14 protein-coding genes and 3 pseudogenes are annotated in these 21,493 nt (G+C 71.0%); 6 read left to right on the top strand and 11 right to left on the bottom strand.

Annotated features, from left to right (window positions below; genetic code table 11):
• Positions 1-32: 32 nt before the first annotated feature.
• Both ABZ904_RS30670 and ABZ904_RS30665 read left to right on the top strand, forming a co-directional pair.
• Positions 33-152: pseudogene (locus tag ABZ904_RS30670) on the top strand (LPFR motif small protein); the annotation flags it as partial.
• Positions 153-313: 161 nt separating this feature from the next.
• On the top strand, positions 314-2,668 hold the full coding sequence (locus ABZ904_RS30665) for a Tex family protein (RefSeq protein WP_359399430.1): 2,355 nt from the start codon (positions 314-316) through the stop codon (positions 2,666-2,668).
• Between the two features lie 177 nt (positions 2,669-2,845).
• Here ABZ904_RS30665 and ABZ904_RS30660 read toward each other — a convergent pair whose 3' ends face one another.
• The 3 genes and pseudogenes from ABZ904_RS30660 to ABZ904_RS30650 all read right to left on the bottom strand — a co-directional run bounded on the left by ABZ904_RS30660 (position 2,846) and on the right by ABZ904_RS30650 (position 7,706).
• Positions 2,846-3,691 carry an LLM class flavin-dependent oxidoreductase gene (locus ABZ904_RS30660; RefSeq protein ID WP_360998940.1) on the bottom strand — a complete coding sequence of 282 codons (846 nt, stop codon included), beginning with the start codon at positions 3,689-3,691 and terminating at the stop codon, positions 2,846-2,848.
• 190 nt (positions 3,692-3,881) lie between these two features.
• Entirely contained in the window at positions 3,882-5,522 is a 1,641-nt protein-coding gene (locus ABZ904_RS30655) for an ABC-F family ATP-binding cassette domain-containing protein (protein WP_360998938.1), read from the bottom strand.
• Positions 5,523-5,750: 228 nt separating this feature from the next.
• Positions 5,751-7,706 (bottom strand): annotated as a pseudogene (locus ABZ904_RS30650) (Xaa-Pro dipeptidyl-peptidase).
• Positions 7,707-7,923: 217 nt separating this feature from the next.
• Between ABZ904_RS30650 and ABZ904_RS30645 the strand changes: the two are divergent.
• Entirely contained in the window at positions 7,924-9,417 is a 1,494-nt protein-coding gene (locus ABZ904_RS30645; protein WP_360998935.1) for a M1 family metallopeptidase, read from the top strand.
• Positions 9,418-9,537: 120 nt separating this feature from the next.
• On the opposite strand, the gene ABZ904_RS30640 is transcribed toward ABZ904_RS30645, so the two are convergent.
• Together ABZ904_RS30640 and ABZ904_RS30635 are read right to left on the bottom strand one after the other, a co-directional pair.
• Positions 9,538-10,017 carry a macro domain-containing protein gene (locus tag ABZ904_RS30640; RefSeq protein WP_361826852.1) on the bottom strand — a complete coding sequence of 160 codons (480 nt, stop codon included), beginning with the start codon at positions 10,015-10,017 and terminating at the stop codon, positions 9,538-9,540.
• Positions 10,018-10,060: 43 nt separating this feature from the next.
• Entirely contained in the window at positions 10,061-11,527 is a 1,467-nt protein-coding gene (locus tag ABZ904_RS30635) for an amino acid permease (RefSeq protein WP_360998933.1), read from the bottom strand.
• A 277-nt stretch (positions 11,528-11,804) separates the two neighbouring features.
• On the opposite strand from ABZ904_RS30635, the gene ABZ904_RS30630 reads away from it, so the two are divergent.
• Complete coding sequence (locus ABZ904_RS30630; RefSeq protein WP_360998931.1) at positions 11,805-12,521, top strand: MerR family transcriptional regulator; 717 nt, start codon at positions 11,805-11,807, stop codon at positions 12,519-12,521.
• Between the two features lie 33 nt (positions 12,522-12,554).
• On the opposite strand, the gene ABZ904_RS30625 is transcribed toward ABZ904_RS30630, so the two are convergent.
• The 4 genes from ABZ904_RS30625 to ABZ904_RS30610 form a co-directional block, all read right to left on the bottom strand.
• Complete coding sequence (locus ABZ904_RS30625) at positions 12,555-14,735, bottom strand: 3-hydroxyacyl-CoA dehydrogenase NAD-binding domain-containing protein (RefSeq protein WP_360998929.1); 2,181 nt, start codon at positions 14,733-14,735, stop codon at positions 12,555-12,557.
• A gap of 41 nt (positions 14,736-14,776) precedes the next feature.
• Positions 14,777-15,991, bottom strand: a complete 1,215-nt coding sequence (locus ABZ904_RS30620; RefSeq protein ID WP_359399446.1) for an acetyl-CoA C-acetyltransferase — start codon at positions 15,989-15,991, stop codon at positions 14,777-14,779.
• 22 nt (positions 15,992-16,013) lie between these two features.
• Positions 16,014-17,156: an acyl-CoA dehydrogenase family protein gene (locus tag ABZ904_RS30615; RefSeq protein WP_360998927.1), complete on the bottom strand. Its 1,143-nt coding sequence runs from the start codon at positions 17,154-17,156 to the stop codon at positions 16,014-16,016.
• 220 nt (positions 17,157-17,376) lie between these two features.
• A complete protein-coding gene (locus ABZ904_RS30610) occupies positions 17,377-18,513 on the bottom strand; it encodes a CaiB/BaiF CoA-transferase family protein (protein WP_360998925.1) in 1,137 nt (378 codons plus the stop codon).
• 205 nt (positions 18,514-18,718) lie between these two features.
• Here ABZ904_RS30610 and ABZ904_RS30605 point away from each other — a divergent pair, with 205 nt between their 5' ends.
• Positions 18,719-19,894, top strand: coding sequence for a saccharopine dehydrogenase NADP-binding domain-containing protein (locus ABZ904_RS30605; RefSeq protein ID WP_360998923.1), 1,176 nt, complete (start codon positions 18,719-18,721; stop codon positions 19,892-19,894).
• Positions 19,895-20,003: 109 nt separating this feature from the next.
• A pseudogene (locus tag ABZ904_RS30600) lies at positions 20,004-20,458 on the top strand (hypothetical protein).
• A gap of 113 nt (positions 20,459-20,571) precedes the next feature.
• Here ABZ904_RS30600 and ABZ904_RS30595 read toward each other — a convergent pair.
• Positions 20,572-20,718 (bottom strand): hypothetical protein, encoded by a 147-nt coding sequence (locus ABZ904_RS30595; RefSeq protein WP_359399454.1) that lies wholly within the window; start codon positions 20,716-20,718, stop codon positions 20,572-20,574.
• A 61-nt stretch (positions 20,719-20,779) separates the two neighbouring features.
• Positions 20,780-21,490 carry an endonuclease V gene (locus ABZ904_RS30590; protein ID WP_359399456.1) on the bottom strand — a complete coding sequence of 237 codons (711 nt, stop codon included), beginning with the start codon at positions 21,488-21,490 and terminating at the stop codon, positions 20,780-20,782.
• Positions 21,491-21,493: the final 3 nt, after the last annotated feature.

The following is a 21,493-nucleotide window of genomic DNA, read 5'->3' as shown; positions in this document are numbered from 1 at the left end:
GCGGACACGCCGGGACGGCGAAAGGGAGTTCTGTGGTCCGTGCGATCGCAGACGTGCTGCGCCGGACGGTCGATGCCGTCGCCGCCGTGGTGACCCTGCCGTTCCGGGCTCCGGCCCGGCTGTCCTGCGGGGTCCCGGCCACGGCGCGGGGCGGCGCCCGCCGGGTGCGGGGAGCCGGTCGCGCGGGGCGGTCCAGTGGCGGAGACCGCCCCGCGCGACCCGAAACCGCCCGTGTTCCCGCCCTGAGCTCCCGCTGTCGGTGCGACCTGCCACAATTGCCGCGCAACCTCAGTGGAGAAGGCGGTACGGGATCGTGACGACACCCCTCGTAGGGTCCATCGAAGGCAGGATCGCCGAGGAGCTCGGCGTACGGGAGCGGCAGGTGAAGGCCGCGGTCGAGCTGCTCGACGGCGGTTCGACGGTGCCCTTCATCGCCCGCTACCGCAAGGAAGCGACCGAGATGCTCGACGACGCGCAGCTGCGCACGCTCGAGGAGCGGCTGCGCTATCTGCGGGAGCTGGAGGAGCGGCGCACGGCGATCCTGGAGTCGGTGCGCGAGCAGGGCAAGCTCACCGACGAGCTGGAGGCGCAGATCCGGGGCGCCGAGACCAAGGCGCGACTGGAGGACATCTACCTCCCCTACAAGCCGAAGCGGCGCACCAAGGCGCAGATCGCCCGCGAGGCGGGGCTGGAGCCGCTGGCCGAGGGCCTGCTCGGCGACCCGACGGTGGAGCCGCTCGCCGCGGCCGCCGCCTTCGTCGACGCCGACAAGGGGGTGGACGATCCCCAGGCCGCGCTCGACGGCGCACGGGCGATCCTCACCGAGCGCTTCTCGGAGGACGCCGACCTGATCGGCGAGCTGCGTGAGCGGATGTGGGTGCGCGGGCGCCTGGCCGCCAAGGTGCGGGAGGGCAAGGAGGAGGCGGGCGCCAAGTTCGCCGACTACTTCGACTTCGCCGAGCCCTTCACCGAGCTGCCCTCGCACCGCATCCTCGCCATGCTGCGCGGCGAGAAGGAGGAGGTCCTCGACCTCGTCCTCGAGCCCGAGGAGCCGACGGACGGCCCCTCCTCCTACGAGGGGATGGTGGCCCACCGCTTCGAGGTCGCCGACCGCGGCCGCCCCGCCGACAAGTGGCTGCTCGACACGGTCCGCTGGGCCTGGCGCACCCGCATCCTCGTGCACCTCGGCATCGACCTGCGGCTCCGGCTGCGCACGGCCGCCGAGGACGAGGCCGTCACCGTCTTCGCGGCCAACCTGCGCGACCTGCTGCTCGCCGCCCCGGCCGGCACGCGGGCCACGCTGGGCCTGGACCCCGGGTTCCGTACGGGTGTGAAGGTGGCCGTGGTGGACGCGACCGGCAAGGTCGTCGCCACCGACGTCATCCACCCCCACGTACCGGCCAACAGGTGGGACGAGGCGATCGCCAAGCTGGCGCGCCTCGCCAAGGAGCACGCGGTCGAGCTCGTCGCGATCGGCAACGGCACGGCCTCCCGTGAGACCGACAAGCTCGCCGGTGAACTGATCACCAAGCACCCGGAGCTGAAGCTCACCAAGGTGATGGTGTCGGAGGCCGGCGCGTCGGTGTACTCCGCTTCCGCTTTCGCCTCGCAGGAGCTGCCGGACATGGACGTGTCGCTGCGCGGCGCGGTCTCCATCGCCCGCCGCCTGCAGGACCCGCTCGCCGAGCTGGTGAAGATCGACCCCAAGTCCATCGGCGTCGGCCAGTACCAGCACGACCTGTCCGAGGTGAAGCTGTCCCGCTCGCTGGACGCGGTGGTCGAGGACTGTGTGAACGGCGTGGGCGTGGACGTCAACACGGCGTCGGCCCCTTTGCTGGCCCGGGTCTCCGGCATCTCCTCCGGGCTCGCGGAGAACATCGTGGCCCACCGTGACACCAACGGCCCGTTCACCTCGCGCTCGCAGCTGAAGGGCGTGGCGCGGCTCGGCCCCAAGGCGTACGAGCAGTGCGCGGGCTTCCTGCGGATCCGCGACGGCGAGGACCCGCTCGACGCCTCCAGCGTGCACCCGGAGGCGTACCCGGTCGTCCGGCGCATGGTGAAGACCGCGGGTCAGGAAGTGGCCTCGCTGATCGGCAACACGTCGGTGCTGCGCTCGCTCAAGGCGTCCGAATTCGTGGACGAGACGTTCGGTCTGCCGACCGTGACCGACATCCTCAAGGAGCTGGAGAAGCCGGGGCGCGACCCGCGGCCCGCGTTCAAGACGGCCACCTTCAAGGAGGGTGTGGAGAAGATCTCCGACCTGTCCTCCGGCATGATCCTGGAGGGCGTCGTCACGAACGTCGCCGCCTTCGGCGCCTTCGTGGACATCGGCGTCCACCAGGACGGCCTTGTGCACGTCTCCGCGATGTCGAAGACCTTCGTCAAAGACCCGCGGGACGTGGTGAAGCCGGGCGACATCGTCAAGGTGAAGGTGCTGGACGTCGACATCCCGCGCAAGCGGATCTCGCTGACGCTGCGTCTGGAAGACGAGGCGGCTCCTGCCCAGCAGGGCGGCGGCGGGCGCCAGCAGCGTGGCGGGCGTGCCCCGCAGCAGCGGCAGCCCCGCCAGGGCGGCGGATCCCGGCAGGCGCCCCCGCCGGCCAACAGCGCGATGGCCGACGCGCTGCGCCGCGCGGGCCTGCTCGACCCGAAGAACGGCCGCCGCTGAACCCACCGGGCCCGGACCCCTTCCATGAACGGGGTCCGGGCCCCTGGGGCGCCGTCACGCGTCGCGCGGAACGCGTGCACCGCCTGCCGAAGATGCCAGGAACGATGGACTCTTCGTGGGCTCCGCGGACGACCGCATCAGGCTTCGAGGCGGATCTTCACCTGGACCCGCGGGGCATCACAGGACGTCGGCGAGTCGGTCCACCTGCGCCGGGTCGAGGCCGTAGCAGTACAGCATGACCTCATCGGCACCGAGGCCGGAGAAGCCGGCGATCGTGTCGCGGATCTCGGCAGGCGTGGTGAGCATGCCGGCGACCATCCGGTCGGCCATGCCGGTGAAGGTGTAGTACGCGTGCATGGCCGCCCGTGCCTCGTCGATCATCTCCTGCGGACCGAGCGCGACATCGACCTGGGCGACGATGCGGGGCTCGCCCGCACGGCCGTGCTCCCGCCAGTACCGCCGGACGGTGTCGAACAGGCCGTCCGCCCAGGAGAGCGGCGCGGCGGCGAGGAAGCCGTCTCCCCATCGCGCGACGCGTTCGAGGGCGACGGGCTTGAAGCCGCCGAAGAGCACCTCGGGGCCACCGGGACGGGCGGGCAGCGGCCCGATCGGCCCGGCGCCGTCACCGTACGACTCGCCGGACCACAGCCGGCGCAGCACCGCCATCTGCTGGTCGAGGCGCCTGCCCCGGGTACGGATGTCGACGCCTGTGACCTGGTGGTCGTCGTCCCTGCCGCCGATGCCGAGACCGAGCACCAGCCGGCCACCGGTCATCCGGTCCAGGGTGGCCGCCTGCTTGGCGAGCAGGGCGGTGTCGCGCAGCGGGGCGAGCAGCACCTCGGTCTGGACGCGGATGCGGGAGGTGGCACCCGCGAGGACGGCGAGCGCCACCAGGGGTTCGGGGTTGTGGTAGACGAGCCGGTCCAGCAGGCCGAGGGTGCTGAAGCGCCCGGCCTCCGCCTGCCGGGCCCAGGTGAGAAGAGTGGCCGGGTCGCCGATGGGCAGGCCGATTCCGACGTTCATGAAGGAGACCTCCGAGAGGAAGGGTCGACAAAGTAGGCTGCCGCCCCTCCGGCACCTCATCGAGGTGGGACGCTCCCGCTCTGCGGCGTACTTCCGGGGGAACGTCTCGTCGAAGTGAACTCACTCTAGAGCGCTCGGTGTTCGGCGAACAAGCCGATGGGCGACCGCGGCCGCCGACCGACCGGGGTCCCTAGCGCTCCGTCACCTTGCCGTCCGCCACCTCCAGGCGGCGATTCACCCGCACCGCGTCCAGCATCCGGCGGTCGTGGGTGACCAGGAGCAGTGTGCCTTGGTAGGAGTCCAGGGCCGACTCGAGCTGCTCGATGGCCGGGAGGTCGAGGTGGTTGGTCGGCTCGTCGAGGACGAGGAGGTTGACGCCCTGGCCCTGGAGCAGGGCGAGGGCGGCCCTCGTGCGCTCGCCCGGCGAGAGGGTCGCCGCCGGGCGCAGGACGTGGTCGGCCTTCAGCCCGAACTTGGCGAGCAGGGTGCGTACGTCCGCCGGTTCCGTGTCCGGGACCGCGGCGCAGAACGCGTCCAGCAGGGGCTGGGGGCCGTGGAACAGCCCGCGTGCCTGGTCGACCTCGCCGACCAGGACGCCGGAGCCGAGAGTGGCATGGCCGGCGTCCAGGGGGACGCGGCCCAGCAAGGCGCCGAGCAGTGTCGACTTGCCCGCGCCGTTCGCGCCCGTCACCGCGACCCGGTCCGCCCAGTCCAGTTGCAGGGACACCGGACCGAAGGTGAAGTCCCCTCGCCGTACCTCCGCGTCCCTCAGTGTGGCCACGACCGCGCCCGAACGCGGGGCCGCGGCGATCTCCATGCGCAGCTCCCACTCCTTGCGGGGCTCCTCGACCACGTCCAGGCGTTCGATCATGCGCTGGGTCTGCCGGGCCTTGGCCGCCTGCTTCTCGCTGGACTCGCTGCGGAACTTGCGGCCGATCTTGTCGTTGTCGTTGCCCGCCTTGCGCCGGGCGTTCTTCACGCCCTTGTCCATCCAGGAACGCTGCATCTGGGCCCGGTCCTGGAGGGCGGCCTTCTTGTCGGCGTACTCCTCGTAGCCCTCACGGGCGTGCCGACGGGCCGTCTCGCGCTCCTCCAGGTAGGCCTCGTATCCGCCGCCGTACAGGTTGATCTGCCGTTGCGCGAGGTCGAGTTCGAGGACCTTGGTGACCGTGCGGGTGAGGAACTCGCGGTCGTGGCTGACGACCACCGTCCCGGCGCGCAGTCCGCCGACGAAGCGTTCCAGGCGCTCCAGGCCGTCCAGGTCGAGGTCGTTCGTCGGCTCGTCGAGCAGGAACACGTCGTAGCGGGACAGCAGCAGTGAGGCGAGCCCGGCGCGGGCCGCCTGACCGCCGGACAGGGACGTCATCGGCTGGTCGAGACCGACACCGAGGCCGAGCGAGTCGGCGACCTCCTCGGCTCGTTCGTCGAGGTCCGCGCCGCCGAGCCCGAGCCAGCGCTCCAGGCTCACCGCGTAGGCGTCGTCGGCACCGGGCGTGCCGTCGACGAGCCCCTGCGTCGCCTCGTCCATCAGCCGCTGTGCCTCGGCCACCCCCGTACGGCGCGCCAGGAACGCGCGGACCGTCTCGTCCGGCCGCCGCTCCGGCTCCTGCGGCAGATGGCCGACCGTGGCGGTCGGCGGGGACAGGCGCAGCTCGCCGCGCTCCGGGGCGATCAGTCCGGCGAGCATCCGCAGCAGGGTGGACTTGCCGGCCCCGTTGGCTCCGACGAGTCCGATCACGTCACCGGGGGCGACGACGAGGTCGAGCCCGGAGAAGAGCGAGCGGTCGCCGTGCCCGGCGGCGAGGTCCTTGGCGACGAGAGTGGCAGTCATCAGAGAGCCGATCCTAACCAGCGCGGGACGCCCGGCCCAATCACACCGGGCGTCGACCGGCCCGGTGGGACGGCACACCGGTGCCGGTACCGGCGCAGGGCGCCACCGCCGCCGTGGGGCCGGGCGGTCAGGGCCCCGCGGGGCCGAGCCGTGAAGCAGGCGGCCGGGCCCGTGGGCCCGGCCGCCTCTCGTGCCGCCAGTGGTCGGCGTCCGGCAGCCGTCGCTCGATCAGCGGCCGTCTCCCGGAACACGGTGGAGGGTGTCCGGGTGCCGCACGCCGTCCAGGCCGGTGGGCGCGGGAACGGCGGACGAGGAGCCGGAGACCGCGCGGGCGAACGCGGCCGCCCCGCCGACGAGCGGCACGCGGGCCGACGTACGGGCGAGGTCGACGGTCAGCGTGGGGGTGGTGGACGGAGGGTCGATGAGGTCCTTGTCGGTGCCCGCGACGATCAGTGCGAGCCGGTGGCCCTTGGGGACGACATGGTCGGTCGCGGCCAGGTCGAGCGTGATCCGGTACGCCCGGCCCGGGGTGAGCGGTACGCCCTTGCGGTCCGAGGCGTAGTTGCCGAGGTCCGCCCAGCCACGGCTGAACACGGTGAAGCCGACGTCCGCCTTCTTGGCCTCGGTGGCCTTGAAGCAGGCGCTGTCACCGGCCGTGCTCGCGCCTCAGCAGGTGCGGCCGGTGAGCGTGGTGATGCCCTCGCCGGAGTCGGCGTAGTCCCGGATCGTGTCGGGGCCGAGGTCGACCAGCACGGCGGAGAGATGAGCCGTGGAGGTGGTCGGGGTGACGGTGACGGTCACGGTGGAGGAGCCGGACACGCGCAGGTCCCTCGACAGGGGCCGGGTGACGAACCCGGCCTTGCCCGGGGTGGACTCGTCGATGTGCGCGGCCCAGTCGGTCTCGCTCAGCCGCGGGTCGTCGGTGAAGGTCTCGGTGCCCGTGCCGCTGCGCAGGCCGAGCGCGCCGACACCCGCCTGGGAGCCCTGCCCCGGACGCAGGGTCGTCGTCGCCGTGCCCCGCGGCGGCCAGAGGGCGGAGGTGGCCCACTGGTCGGGGTGGCGCTCGATGTCGGCCATGGGCTCGCGGTCGATGCCGTTGTCGTAGCCGAGGAGTTCGTGGTCGAACCAGCGGTGCAGGGTGTCCACCCATGCCCCGCGCCGGTAGTCGAAGGGGTCGACGTGGCCCGTCTGGGACAGCCAGATCTTGCGGTGGACCCCGTTCTTCGCGAGGGCGTTCCACCACTGGCCGAAGTGCTTCGTGCGGACGTTGAGGTCCTGCATGCCGTGCACGAGGAAGACGCTGGCCCGCACCTTGCTCGCGTCCTTGACGTAGTCGCGCTCGGTCCACAGAGGCGTCCAGTCACCGGTGCGGGGCGCCCCGTCGACGAGCTTGTGCTGCACGGCGGCGCACTTGGCGCGGGCGGCGGGGCTGTCGACATAGTCGGAGAGCCAGTCGGGCCCCGAGTCGTACAGGGGCGCGCCCTTGGCGAAGTAGTAGTCGTACCAGGAGGAGATGGCGCTGATCGGCACGATGGTCTTCAGGCCCTTCACGCCGGTGGCGGCGACGCCGTTGGCGATGGTGCCGTCCCAGCTCTTGCCGATCATGCCGGTGTTGCCGTTGGTCCAGGTCGCCTTGGCCCGGGTGGAGCCGGTGCGGGTGGTGTAGCCCTTGGCGCGGCCGTTCAGCCAGTCGATCACGGCCTTGGCGGACTGGATGTCGGAGCGTCCGCCGACGTCCACGCAGCCGTCGGAGCGATTGGTTCCGGCCAGGTCGACGCCGACGAACGCATAGCCGCGCGGAACGAAGTAGTTGTCGTAGAAAAGCGGCATCTGGACGACGTGGCCTGCGGCGTCGTACGTCTTCAACTGGTTCTCGTTGCCGCGCCCGCAGCAGGAGTAGTACGGGCTGGCGTCCATGATCACGGGGATCTTGCGGCCCCGCGCGGCGGGTTCGCGCGGCCGGACGATGTCGACGGCGACCCGGTCGTTCCTCCCGTCGCCGTCGCCGTCCAGCCCGGTGTCGACCCAGACGGACTCACGGACGGCGTTCTCGTACGAGTAGACGGGCCGGCTCTCGCGCGGCGCACCGTGGGCGGCCGACGGGGTGAGGAAGGCGGCCAGCAGGGCGGCCACGGCCGCGGTCGCGAGCTGTCGCCAGATCGTGTGGCGCGTGCGTTTCGGCATGCGCGGGACGGTACAGGTGACAACTCGCGTTCAGAAGAGGGCAACTGACGGCGTGGCGGACGGACGGGACCGTATGGCCGGGAAGGCACTGCGGGACGGTTGCGGTCATGACGGCCGGATGGCGATCGTGTGACAGGGGGCGCCATGGACATGCCTGGTCTCACGGGGACTGAATAGGGTCCGAACTTACCTCGTGCCCCTATGACTTGGAGCTCTCGTGCACCGCAGACTCATCGCCCCGGGCGCGCTCGCGGCGGCTTCCCTGTTGCTGGCGATCCCGGCATCGGCGGTCGGCTTCCAGCCCGGCGCACCGGGTATCGGCGACCCCTACTACCCGTACTACGGCAACGGCGGATACGACGTCTCCCACTACGACCTCCGGCTCACCTACCAGCCGCAGACGGACGACCTGGCGGGCACGGCGACCATTCTCGCCACCACCACGCAGAACCTCTCCCGGTTCGACCTCGACTTCCTGCTGGACGTGAGCGAGGTGCGGGTCAACGGCGCGAAGGCGGCGTTCGCCACCTCCGGCCAGCACGAACTCCAGATCACCCCGGCCACCCCGCTGCCCAAGGGCACGCCGGTCACCGTCGTGGTCCGCTACAGCGGCGTGCCGTCCACCAAGAGCGCGTACGGCTTCACCACCTGGCACCGCACCCCGGACGGCGCGGTGGCGGCGGACGAGCCCGAGTCGGCGTGGTGGTGGTACCCCAGCAACGACCATCCGCTCGACAAGGCGACCTACGACGTGTCGGTGGCCGTGCCGGACGGCACGCAGGCGATCTCCAACGGCACGCTCCAGTCGACGAGTTCGAAGCTCGGCTGGACCCGCTACAACTGGCGGTCCAACAGGCCGCAGGCGACGTATCTCAGCACGCTGGCGATCGGCAGGTTCGACATCACGACCGGGCAGACGTCGGACGGCGTGCCGGTCGTCAACGCCTACAGCAAGGACCTCGGGGACAACGACGGGGCCGCGCGGGCGAGCGTGGAACGGACCGGGGAGATCGTCGACTGGCTGACCGGCTACTTCGGGCCCTACCCCTTCAACTCGGTCGGCGGGTACGTCCCGAACACGACGACCGGGTACGCCCTGGAGACGCAGACCCGCGTGTACTACAGCCCCAAGCAGTTCGCGAACGGCTCGAACACGTCGGTCGTCGTCCACGAGCTGGCGCACCAGTGGTACGGCGACGACGTGTCGTTGAAGGGCTGGAAGGACATCTGGATCAACGAGGGCTTCGCGCGGTACGCGCAGTGGCTGTGGTCGGAGCACGAGGGCGAGGGCACGACGCAGGAGCTGGCGGACTACGTGTACGCCTCCCATCCGGCCGACGACGCGTTCTGGACGGTCAAGCCGGGTGACCCGGGCCCGGACAACCAGTTCGACACGGCGGTCTACGACCGGGGCGCGCTCGCCATCCAGGCGCTGCGCAACGAGGTCGGCGACGACGCGTTCTTCGCCATCCTGAAGGGCTGGCCGAGGCAGCACCCGTACGGCAACGCCTCGGTCGCCGACTTCCAGGCGTACGCGGAGAAGGTGTCCGGAAAGCCGCTGGCCGCACTCTTCGACACCTGGCTGTTCCAGCCGTCGAAGCCGTCCGCATCGGCGGCACGGACGGCGGCCGTGACACGAGCGGCCACCGCTCCCGTCGCACCGAAGTCGTGGAAGAAGATCGAGACGACGAACGACGTGCACGGCGGCTGACCAGCCGCGTTCCGCCGGAGTCCGGGCCGGACACCCATGGTCCTACCGGTCCGGCCCGGGGTCCGGTTCCGCGCCCACGCCGCGGAGCCGGACCCCGGGGCGGCCAGAGGATGCCTGCCGTCAGCCGTCGAGGTCGTAGACCGTCACGCGTATCCCCCGCTTCACCAGCCGCTCGACGACGAGCGGCTCCACACGGGCCCAGCTGCCACCCGCCAGCCCGCACCCGATACGCGGCATATGGACGGACGCACCGAGTTCCACCGCCTTGCCGGCCAGCGCCCCGAGCGCCGTGTCGATCGCCTCGTACCGCACGGGCACGCCTTTGCCGCCCCTTCGAATCCCCCGCTGCCCGATCATGTTGGCGACCCATACGTCCGGCTCGACCCGGACGAACTGGACCGCGCCCAGGCCGAAGTCGTTCGCCGCACGGTCTCGGTGCCAGGCTCGGTACGCCTCCTCCGGCTCGGGCCAGCGGTGCGACAGGGCGAGGACGAAACCCCTTCCCCAGCCCCCGATGTCGTTGCAGACGTGGGCGATCAGCCTGACGCCCCCGCCGGACGGCGCGGTGGCGTCACCCCGGACATAGGTGATATCCGACATGACGCCACCGTAGGGGCCGCCACTGACAGCGGCCCGTCAGCCGTTACTTCGTGAAGTCGGACAGTTCCCGGTCCGCGGCGTCCGAGATCCTGCGGCGGAGTGCGAACCAGCCGCCGACGAGCAGAACGGCGATCACGGGGATGAGCATCAGCGTCTTGCGGCCGACCTCGGGGTCGTTCCACATCAGGCCGAGCACGGCCAGCAGGAAGGCGATCGTGACGATCTCCGTGACCGGGCTGCCGGGCAGCCGGAAGGACGGCCGGGCGACGAGACCCGCCTTGGCACGGCGGACGAAGACCAGGTGGCAGACCATGATGATCACCCAGGTGCTGACGATCCCGAGGGACGCCACGTTCAGCACGATCTCGAATGCCTGGCTCGGCAAGCGGTAGTTCAGCACGACGCCGAGCACGCACACGGCACAGGTCAGCAGGATGCCGCCGTAGGGGACCTGGCTGCGGTTCATCCGGGCCGTGAACTTGGGCGCGGAGCCGGCCATGGCCATGGAGCGCAGGATGCGGCCCGTGGAGTACAGGCCGGAGTTCAGCGAGGACATCGCGGCGGTCAGGACGACCAGGTTCATCACGTCGCCCGCCCCCTGGACGCCGATCTTCGACAGCACCGTGACGAAGGGGCTCTCGTCGGCGGAGTACACCGAGCCCGGCAGCAGCAGCGCCAGCAGGACCACCGAGCCGACGTAGAACAGGCCCACACGCCACATGATCGAGTTCACCGCGCGCGGGACGACCTTCTGCGGCTCGGCGGTCTCGCCCGCCGCGACGCCGACCAGCTCGAGGGCCGCGTACGCGAAGATCACGCCCTGCATCACCAGGACGACGGGCATCAGGCCGTGCGGCAGGATCCCGCCGTGGCCGGTGATCACGCTCAGACCCGGCGTCTCGCCCCCGACCTTGTGCTGCGTGGCCAGCAGGAAGATGCCGACGAACATGAAGCTCACCAGCGTGGCGACCTTGATGATCGCGAACCAGAACTCCATCTCGCCGAAGATCTTCACCGAGATCAGGTTCACGGCCAGGACGACCGCGAGGGCGATCAGGGCGAGCACCCACTGCGGGACGGAGGTGAAGAAACTCCAGTAGTGGGTGTAGAGCGCGATGGCGGTGATGTCGGCGATACCGGTCGTCGACCAGTTGAGGAAGTACATCCAGCCGGCGACGTAGGCGCCCTTCTCACCGAGGAACTCACGGGCGTACGACACGAAGGAACCGGACGACGGCCGGTACAGGACCAGCTCGCCGAGGGCGCGGACGACGAAGAAGGCGAAGACGCCGCAGACCAGGTAGGCGACGGCCAGTGCGGGACCGGCGTTGTGCAGTCTGCCGCCGGCGCCCAGGAACAGACCGGTGCCTATGGCGCCACCGATCGCGATCATGTTGACGTGGCGGGCCTTGAGGTCCTTGCTGTAGCCGGCGTCGCCTGCATCCGCGGGCGTCCGGGCGGCATCGGTGCGGGATGCGGCCACGGCCGTGTTCACGGCGTCCTTGCTCACGAGTGGATCTACTCTCTGGTGCGCCCGGCGCAGGGATGGTGCGCGGGTGTCCGGATCGGGGCATGGTCCGGCCACCCCTGACGTGGCACAGACCAAGGCGTCACCTTCCCGCAGAGATCGCCCCGCACGCGGTGGCGGACCTCACAGAGCGGCACATCTCACGTGATCGTTACCTGAACATCACCCGCCGGCCATATTGCATTCGACTGTTCGCCATGTGGTCGTGATCGGGCCCTACTGGTGTCACAGTTCTGGTGAGACAGCGATACTGCTGTACATGACGACCGAGACCGAGGAGCAGACGCTCACCGTCGACGAGCTCGCCGCGCGCGCGGGCGTCACGGTCCGCACCGTCCGCTTCTACAGCGCCAAAGGGCTCCTCCCACCGCCCGTGATCGGCCCGCGGCGCGTGGGTCACTACGGTCCCGGGCATCTGGCCCGGCTGGCGCTCATCGAGGAGCTGCAGCACCAGGGCATGACCCTGGCGGCGATCGAGCGCCATCTGCAGCAGTTGCCGGCGGACGTGAGCGCCCGGGACCTCGCCCTCCACCGCGCCGTCGTGGCGTCCTGGGGGCCGGACACGGTGGAGACCCTGCCCCGCGAGGAGCTGGAACGGCGAGCGGGGCGGCCGCTCGGCGCGGAGGACCTCGAACTGCTCACGGCGATGAACGCGGCCGTACCGGACGAGGACGGTACGTATCGCGTGGACCCGGGCCTGCTCCGGCTCGGGGTCGAACTCCTCGATGTTCCCTTCGGCCTGGAGACGATCCTCGCGGCCCGGGCCGCGCTCATCGAGCATTCGCGCGCGGCGGCACGCGAGCTGTCGCACCTGTTCCGCGACGCGGTCGCCGAGCGCGACTCCACCGCCGTGAAGTCCCTGTCCGCGCACATGCACCCGCTGGTGGTCCAGGCCCTGCTCACCAGCTTCCAGCGCTCCCTGAAGGAGGAGCTGCGGGAGTGGCTCACGGACGGAGGACCCGCGGGAGACTCCTGATCCCCGCGGGTCCCCGAGCCGCACCGGCCCGCGTCAGCGCGCGTCGGTGAAGCGCTCCCCCTTCTCCGCCTTCTCCACCAGCAGCGCGGGCGGCGTGAACCGCTCGCCGTACCGCTCCGCGAGTTCCCGCGCGCGGGCCACGAAGCCCGGCAGGCCGCTCTCGTAGCCGTTGATGTACTGCAGGACGCCACCGGTCCAGCCGGGGAAGCCGATGCCGAAGATCGAACCGATGTTGGCGTCGGCGACGGAGGTGAGCACGCCCTCCTCAAGGAGTCGGACGGTGTCCAGCGCCTCGGAGAACAGCATGCGCTCCTGCATGTCCTCGAAGGGGATCGTGTGGCCCGGCTTGGTGAAGTGCTCCCGCAGCCCGGGCCACAGCCGGCCGCGCTTGCCGTCCTCGCCGTACTCGTAGAAGCCGGCGCCGCCGCTGCGCCCGGTGCGGCCGAACTCGTCGACCATGCGGTCGATGACGGCCTCGGCCGGGTGCGGGGTGTAGGTGCCGCCCGCCTCCTGGACCGAGCGCTTCGACTCGTTGCGGATCTTCCGCGGCAGGGTGAGCGTCAGCTCGTCCATCAGGGAGAGGACCTTGGCCGGGTAGCCGGCCTGGGCCGCCGCTTGCTCGATGGACGCGGGCTCGATGCCCTCGCCGACCATCGCGACGCCCTCGTTGATGAAGTGGCCGATCACCCGGGAGGTGAAGAAGCCGCGCGAGTCATTGACGACGATCGGCGTCTTGTTGATCTGCCGGACCAGGTCGAAGGCGCGTGCCAGCGCCTCGTCGCCGGTCCGCTTCCCCTTGATGATCTCGACGAGCGGCATCTTGTCGACGGGCGAGAAGAAGTGCAGTCCGATGAAGTCGGCCTGCCGCTCCACACCGTCGGCGAGTGCGGTGATCGGCAGGGTCGAGGTGTTGGAGCACAGCAGCGCGTCGGGCTCGACGATGTTCTCGATCTCCTGGAACACCTTGTGCTTGAGCGCCGGGTCCTCGAAGACCGCCTCGATGACCGCGTCGCAGCCCGCGAGGTCGGCGGCCTCGGCGGTGGGCGTGATGCGGGCGAGCAGCGCGTCCGCCTTCTCCTGGGTCGTACGGCCCTTGGCGACCGCCTTCGCGCACAGCTTCTCGGAGTAGCCCTTGCCCTTGACGGCCGCCTCCAGGGCGACGTCCTTGAGGACGACCTCGATACCCGCGCGGGCGCAGGAGTAGGCGATGCCCGCGCCCATCATCCCGGCGCCGAGGACGGCGACCTTGCGGACCTGTCGGGGCTCGATGCCCTGCGGGCGGTTGGCGCCGGAGTTGACGGCCTGAAGATCGAAGAAGAACGCCTGGATCATGTTCTTCGCGGTCTGCCCCGTGACCAGCTCCGTGAAGTACCGCGCCTCGATGGTCAGGGCGGTCTCGAAGTCGACCTGGGAGCCCTCGACGGCGGCCGCGAGGATGTTGCGCGGGGCCGGGTAGGGGGCGCCGTTCAGCTGCTTCTTCAGGTTGGCTGGGAAGGCGGGCAGGTTGGCGGCGAACTTCGGGTTGGACGGCGTACCGCCCGGGATCTTGTACCCCGGCTTGTCCCAGGGCTGCTGGGACTCGGGGTTGGCGTCGATGAAGGCGCGGGCCTTGTCCAGCATCTCCTCGCGCGTGGCGGCCACCTCGTGGACCAGGCCGTTCTCCAGGGCACGCGCCGGCGAGTACTGGGTGCCCTGGAGCAGCACCTTCAGCAGGGCGTCGGTGATGCCCATCAGGCGGACGGTGCGGGTGACTCCGCCGCCCGCGGGGAGCAGACCGAGGGTGACCTCGGGCAGGCCGATCTTGGAGCCGGGGGCGTCCAGGGCGATGCGGTGGTGGGAGGCGAGGGCGATCTCGTAGCCGCCGCCCAGGGCCGCGCCGTTGATCGCCGCGACGACCGGCTTGCCGAGGGTCTCGATGCGGCGCAGGGACTTCTTGATCGCGACACCCATGTCGAACGCCTGCTGGGCGTCCTCCGGGCCGGCCTTCATCATGTCCTTCAGGTCGCCGCCCGCGAAGAAGGTCTTCTTGGCGGAGGCGTAGATGATGCCGCGGATGGAGTCCTTCTCGGCCTCGGCGCGCTCGGCGACCGCGGCGATGGACTCCTTGAACGCCTGGTTCATGGTGTTCGCGGACTGGTTGGGGTCGTCGAGGACGAGGGTGACGATGCCGGTGTCGTCCTGTTCCCAGCGGATGGTGGTGGACTCAGTGCTCATCAGGGGTGCTCCGTAAGATCCGTTCGATCCGTTGGGGGTGGTCAGACGCGCTCGACGACGGTGGCGATGCCCATGCCGCCGCCCACGCACAGCGTGGCCAGCCCGTACCGCTTGTCCTGCCGCTCCAGCTCGTCCACCAGCGTGCCGAGGATCATCGCGCCGGTCGCGCCCAGCGGGTGGCCCAGGGCGATGGCGCCCCCGTTGACGTTGACCTTGTCCAGCGAGATCCCCATGTCCTTGACGAAGCGCAGCACGACCGCGGCGAACGCCTCGTTGATCTCGATCAGGTCGATGTCGTCGATCGTCAGTCCGGCCTTGGCGAGCGCCTTGCGGGTGGCGGGCGCGGGACCGGTCAGCATGATGGTCGGCTCGGAGCCGGAGACCGCCGCGGAGACGATCCGGGCGCGCGGGCGCAGCCCGTACCGCTCGCCGACCTCCTTGGAGCCGATGGCGACGAGCGCCGCGCCGTCGACGATGCCGGAGGAGTTGCCCGCGTGGTGGACGTGGTCGATCTGCTCGACCCAGTGGTACTTCTGCAGCGCCACCGCGTCGAAGCCGCCCAGCTCGCCGATGTCCGCGAACGACGGCTTGAGCTTGGCGAGGGAGTCGGCGGTGGTGCCGGGCCGCATGTGCTCGTCGTGGTCGAGGACGACGAGCCCGCTGCGGTCCTTCACGGGCACCACGGACTTCTCGAAGCGGCTGTCCTTCCAGGCGGCCGCGGCCCGCTCCTGGGACAGCGCCGCGTACTCGTCGACGTCCCGGCGGGAGAAGCCCTCGATGGTGGCGATGAGGTCGGCGCCGATGCCCTGCGGCACGAAGTTGGTGGCCATGTTGGTCATGGGGTCGGCGAACCAGGCGCCGCCGTCCGAGGCCATCGGCACCCGCGACATCGACTCGACGCCGCCGGCGAGCACCAGGTCCTCCCAGCCGGAGCGGATCTTCGCCGCCGCCAGGTTCACGGCTTCGAGGCCGGAGGCACAGAAGCGGTTCTCCTGGACGCCGGCGACGGTGTCCGGCAGTCCGGCGGCGATCGCCGCGATCCGGGCGATGTCGGAGCCCTGGTCGCCGACGGGGCCCACGACACCGAGCACGACGTCGTCGATCGCGGCCGGGTCGAGGTCCGGGAAACGCCGCCGGACCTCGTGGATGAGTCCGGTCACCAGGTCGATGGGCTTGGTCCCGTGCAGGGCGCCATTGGCCTTGCCGCGTCCGCGCGGGGTGCGGATCGCGTCGTACACATACGCTTCGGTGCTCACTGGTCAAGCCTTTCGGGGAGGGTCAGCCGAGCAGGGAACGACCGATGATCTCCTTCATGATCTCGGTGGTCCCGCCGTAGATGGTCTGGATGCGGCCGTCGGTGAAGGCCCTGGCCACGCGGTGCTCCGTCATGTATCCGTAGCCGCCGTGCAGTTGCAGACAGCGGTCCGCGACCCGCTTCTGCAGTTCGGTCGCCCACCACTTGGCCATGGAGGCGTGCACGGCATCGAGTTCCCCCTCCGCGTGGTCGGCGATGCAGCGGTCCAGGAAGGTGCGGGTGACGGCGCACTCGGTCGCCATCTCCGCTATCTCGAAGCGGATGTGCTGCAGCCTGCCGAGCGGACGTCCGAAGGCCTCGCGTTCCTTGACGTACTCGGTGGTGATCTCCAGCACGTGCTCGGCCGCGGCGATCCCGGCGACGGCGATGTTCAGCCGCTCCTGGACCAGGTTCGTCATCAGGTGCCCGAAGGCGCCGTTGAGGTCGCCGAGCAGGTTGTCCTTGGGCACCCGCACATCGTGGAAGAACAACTCGGCCGTGTCCTGCGCCTTCTGCCCGATCTTGTCGAGGTTACGGCCGCGCTCGAAGCCCTCCATGCCACGCTCGACCACGAGCAGCGAGAGGCCGTGCGCCCCGCCCTCGGGGGTCGTGCGGGCCACGACGATCACCAGGTCGGCGAGGATGCCGTTGGAGATGAAGGTCTTGGAGCCGTTGAGGAGCCAGTGGTCGCCCTTGTCCTCGGCACGTGTCCTGATGCCCTGCAGGTCGGAGCCGGCGCCGGGTTCGGTCATGGCGATGGCGGTGATGAGCGAGCCGTCGCAGAAGCCGGGCAGCCAGCGCCGCCTCTGCTCCTCGGTGGCCAGGCCCGTCAGATACGGGCCGATGATGTCGTTGTGCAGTCCGACCGCGAGCCCGGACGCCCCGGCCCGGGTGAACTCCTCCACGAGCACGGCGCTGTAGCGGAAGTCGTCCGTCCCGCCGCCCCCGTACTCCTCGGGCACCGCGAGTCCCAGCAGTCCCTGCTTGCCGGCCGCCCGCCAGGCGGCACGGGAGACGATGCCGTCCTTTTCCCACTGGTCGTAGTGGGACAGCACCTCCCTGGCCAGGAAGGCACGCACGGTCTCGCGGAACGCCTCGTGCTCGGCCCCGTAGATCTGCCGCTTCATCCGGCGTACGCCCTCCTCACAGCCAGCCCTTGACGGTCTCCATCAGCCGGGCCGGATCCGGGCCGACCGGCGTGACGTTCAGCATGTCGACCCCCGCTGCGCGGAAAGCCCCGACACGCGGCGACCCGGACGGCGTCCACGCCGGCCGACTCCAGCACCGCGGCGTCGTCGGCCGCCCGCCGGGGGTCGGACGCGTAGTCGAGCGGGATCGAGAGCTCCATCAGTCGCCGTCCTGGAGTAGCCGGGGTACGTCCCAGTCGCGTGCCACGTCCGCGGTGTCGGCGCCGGGTTGCGCGGGTCCGCTGCGCACGGAGGTATGGGTCACCGAGAAGCGGGGCGCGGGCGCCGGCTGGGTGAGCCCGCCGTGGTCCGTGAAGGTGCCGCGGGCGGCGAGATGGGGGTGCGCGGGGGCCTCGCGCAGCGAGAGGACCGGGGCCACGCACGCGTCGGAGCCCTCGAAGACCGCGGTCCACTCGTCGCGTGTACGGGTCTTGAAGCGGGCCGCGACCACCTCCCGCAGCTCGCCCCAGTGGGCGACGTCCTTGCGGGCGGAGGCCTGGTCCTCGACGCCGAGCAGCTGCACGAACTCCTCGTAGAACTGCTGCTCGAGTGCGCCGACGGCCATGTACTGCCCGTCGGCGGTCTCGTAGGTGCCGTAGAAGGGGCAGCCGCCGTCCAGGAGGTTGGCGCGGCGGCGGTCCTGCCAGGATCCGGCGGCGAGCATGCCGTGGATCATCGAGGCCAGATGCGCGGCGCCGTCGACGATGGCCGCGTCCACCACCTGTCCGACGCCCGTCGCGCGCGCGTGGTGGAGGGCGGCGAGGATGCCCACGACCAGGTAGAGGGAGCCGCCCGCGTAGTCACCGACGAGGTTGGCCGGGATCGCGGGCGGCGCGTCCGGGTCACCGATCATGCCGAGGGTGCCGGTGAGCGCGATGTACGCGATGTCGTGTCCGGCGCGCGGGGCCAGCGGGCCCTCCTGGCCCCAGCCGGTCATACGGCCGTAGACGAGCGCGGGGTTGCGCGCGTGGCAGGTCTCGGGGCCGACGCCGAGGCGTTCGGCGACGCCGGGGCGGTAGCCCTCGATGAGGACGTCCGCGCGGTCGACGAGGTCCAGGACGCGGGCCGGGCCGTCCTCGGCCTTCAGGTCGACGATCACCGAGCGCTTGTTGCGGTTGGTGACGTCGTACTCGGGGTTGATGGCGAGCCCCGATCCGTGCGGGCGGTCCACACGGACCACGTCGGCGCCGAGGTCGGCGAGGAGCATGCCGGCGAACGGGCCCGGGCCGATGCCCGCGAGCTCGACCACGCGCACGCCGGCCAGGGGGCCGTGCCCCGGCGTCCTTGCCACTGCCATCAAGCCCCCAGCTCCGTGACACAACCGATGTGACACCGACGATGTTAAGAACGTGTTGCAGTCTCGGCAATACTCACACGAGCAAGCGCTTAGTCAAATTCGCCACACCACCCACCGGCGGCCCGCGCACCCCGACCTCGTCGACCGGCCGGTCGCGTCTCACGCTAGCCTCGGCCACCGACAACGGCGCGGGCTGAGAGGTGTCATGGGCAGGCTGAAAACGGATCGCACGTACGACATCGTGCTGTTCGGAGCCACCGGTTTCGTGGGTGTGCTCACCGCGGAGTACCTTGCCGAGCACGCGCCCGAGGGGCTGCGCTGGGCGGTGGCCGGGCGCAGCACCGAGAAGCTGGAGCGGCTGTGCGAACGGCTCCCTGGCGGCACCGCTCCCGGAGTACTCCAGGCGGATGTATCGGATCCGGAGTCACTGCGCGAACTGGCCGGTCACACGCGCGTGCTCGCCACCACGGTGGGGCCCTATCTGGAGTACGGCGAGGAGCTGGTGGCGGCCTGCGCCGACGCGGGCACCGACTACCTGGACCTGTCCGGCGAGGCCGAGTTCGTCGACCTCATGTATGTGCGGCACGACGCACGCGCGCGGGAGACCGGGGCCCGGCTCGTGCACTCCTGCGGGTTCGACTCCGTTCCGCACGACCTCGGGGCCTTCTTCACCGTGCGGCAGCTCCCCGAGGGCGTGCCGCTTGCCGTCGACGGATTCGTCCGCTCGCAGGCGATGTTCTCGGGCGGCACGTTCGCCTCCGCGCTGGGCCAGATGGCGCGCGGCCCCCAGATGCTTGCCGCGGCCAGGGAGCGCGGGCGCCACGAGCCCCGCCTGCTGGGGCGCCGGGCACAGGCGCCGCTGGGAGCCCCGCGGTTCGCCAAGGAGGTCGGGGCGTGGGCGCTGCCGCTGCCCACGATCGACGCACAGGTGGTGCGCAGGTCGGCCCGGGCGCTGCAGCGGTACGGGCCCGACTTCCGCTACCGGCACTACGCCGCCGTCGAGACCCTGCCGTACGCCCTGGGCGGTGTCGCGGCCGTGAGCAGCCTGTTCGCCGCCGCCCAAGTGCCGCCCGCCCGCCGATGGCTGTCGGGGCGGATCCGCCCCGGGGACGGGCCGAGCCCGCAGCGGCGGGCGAAGAGCTGGTTCTCGGTGCGGTTCGTGGGCGAGGGCGGCGGACGGCGCGTGTACACCGAGGTCGCGGGCGGCGATCCGGGGTACGACGAGACGGCGAAGATGTTCGCAGAGTCGGCCCTGAGCCTCGCCCTCGACGACCTGCCGTGCACGTCGGGGCAGGTCACGACCGTCGAGGCCATGGGTGACGCGCTCATCGACCGCCTCCGCGCGAGCGGCATCACCTTCCGCACGGCGGCCCTGCGGTAGGGCTCGCTCCCAGGGGCTGTTCGCACGTCCTGGTCTGCGCTGTCACCACGGTCACGCAGTTCCTCCGATACCGGGGTGCGTCCACCACCCGTGGGGCATGATCGGGGCCATGGAGCATCCGCATCCGGCGAGCACCGAGGCCGCTGTCATGGCGATCCGTGAGATCGCGCGGGAGTACAACCTGGCGATCACCGTGACCGACGACATCGGCGCGGACCAGACGTCCCGCCGTACCTCGGCGGGGGTGTTCACGGTCCTCGACCCGGACGGCTCGCTGCCGCACGAGGCCTTCGTCGAGCTGGGGGCTCTCCTGCCATGACCGTCCGGATCTTCCCGGAGGGCGACGCGAAGATCACCGTCGACGGCGTGGACTTCGAGGACGTGCCCCGGGACTCCGTCCCGGCGTTCCTGCGGTCCGTCCACGGCGGTCTTGCCTACGTGAAGGGGAGACTCTTCCCGCCCGGCAGTTGGCTGATCGTCCCCTTGCCCGGTGATGAGACCTACAAAGAGCTGATCTTGCGCAGCACGCTGAGCCCCTGGCTCGCGCGCAGCGTCAGCGGCTAGGGATTTCCCGCTACGACATGCCGTTGCGGACCCGGGGCGCCTGCCGTCGATCAGCTGCCCCCTGGTCCGCGCCGCGGTCGGCCGTGCCGCTCGCCCGCCCTTCGGCGCACGCCCTAGAAGGGCCACTCCAGAAGGGTGTAGATCATCCCCCCGATCCAGGCGAGTCCGGCGAGGGCCGCGAGCAGCAGTGAGACCGTCACGGCGCGCTCGACGGCCTCGACGGGATGACTCGCGGACTTGGGGGCACGGTGCGTTGTCATGGCCCCAGCCTGCCGAGCGATGTGATCCGGCCACATCCGTGCGCGTACTCAGTCGCCGTACTCAGTCGGCGTGCGCGCCGGATCGGGCGACCGCCTCCTTCAGGGCCGCGCGGCACAGGGCGTCGGCCCGACGGGTCGACTCCGGGACGCGGAACCTCGGGGCGAGCGCGAGGGTGTGGGCGCAGGCGTTCTGGAGGCTCACCCGGTGGCCCACGGAGACGAACACCGGCTTGACGCCCCGCTGCGTGCGCAGGGCCCGGCCGACCTCCTCGCCGTCCGCGAGCAGCGGGCTCGTGCTGCCGCGCGCGGCGGCCGGCTCCGCGTAGGTGAAGGTGAAGGGGTTCTTGGCCACGCCGATCGTGGGCAGTCCCGTGAGGACCCCGAGGTGGCTCGCCAGGCCGAAGCGGCGTGGATGGGCGAGACCGTAGCCGTCGCAGACGACGAGCCCGGGATCGCCGCCCAGGGCCCGCAGTGCCGCCAGGACCGTCGGGATCTCGCGGAAGGCCAGCAGACCCGGGACATAGGGGAACGACACCTCGCCGACGGCTGTGGCCTCGGCCACCACGGCGAGCGTCGCCGCGTCCAGGGCCACGGCCGCCGCCGCGACCACTCCGCGTTCGTCGTCGTAGGCGACGTCGACCCCCGTCACACGGCCGGTACCGGGCGCCGGCCCCGGTTCGTCGAGCACCACCCGGCCCCGCAACTCGTCCTGCACGGCACGGGCTTCGGCTTCGGTCGCGGGCCAGCCCGCGGGGATGCGCACGGTCGTCATGGT

The organism is Streptomyces sp. NPDC046900 (assembly GCF_040644975.1).
In the GTDB taxonomy this organism is placed as follows: domain Bacteria; phylum Actinomycetota; class Actinomycetes; order Streptomycetales; family Streptomycetaceae; genus Streptomyces.
This window is presented reverse-complemented; position numbering and strand designations above follow the sequence as displayed.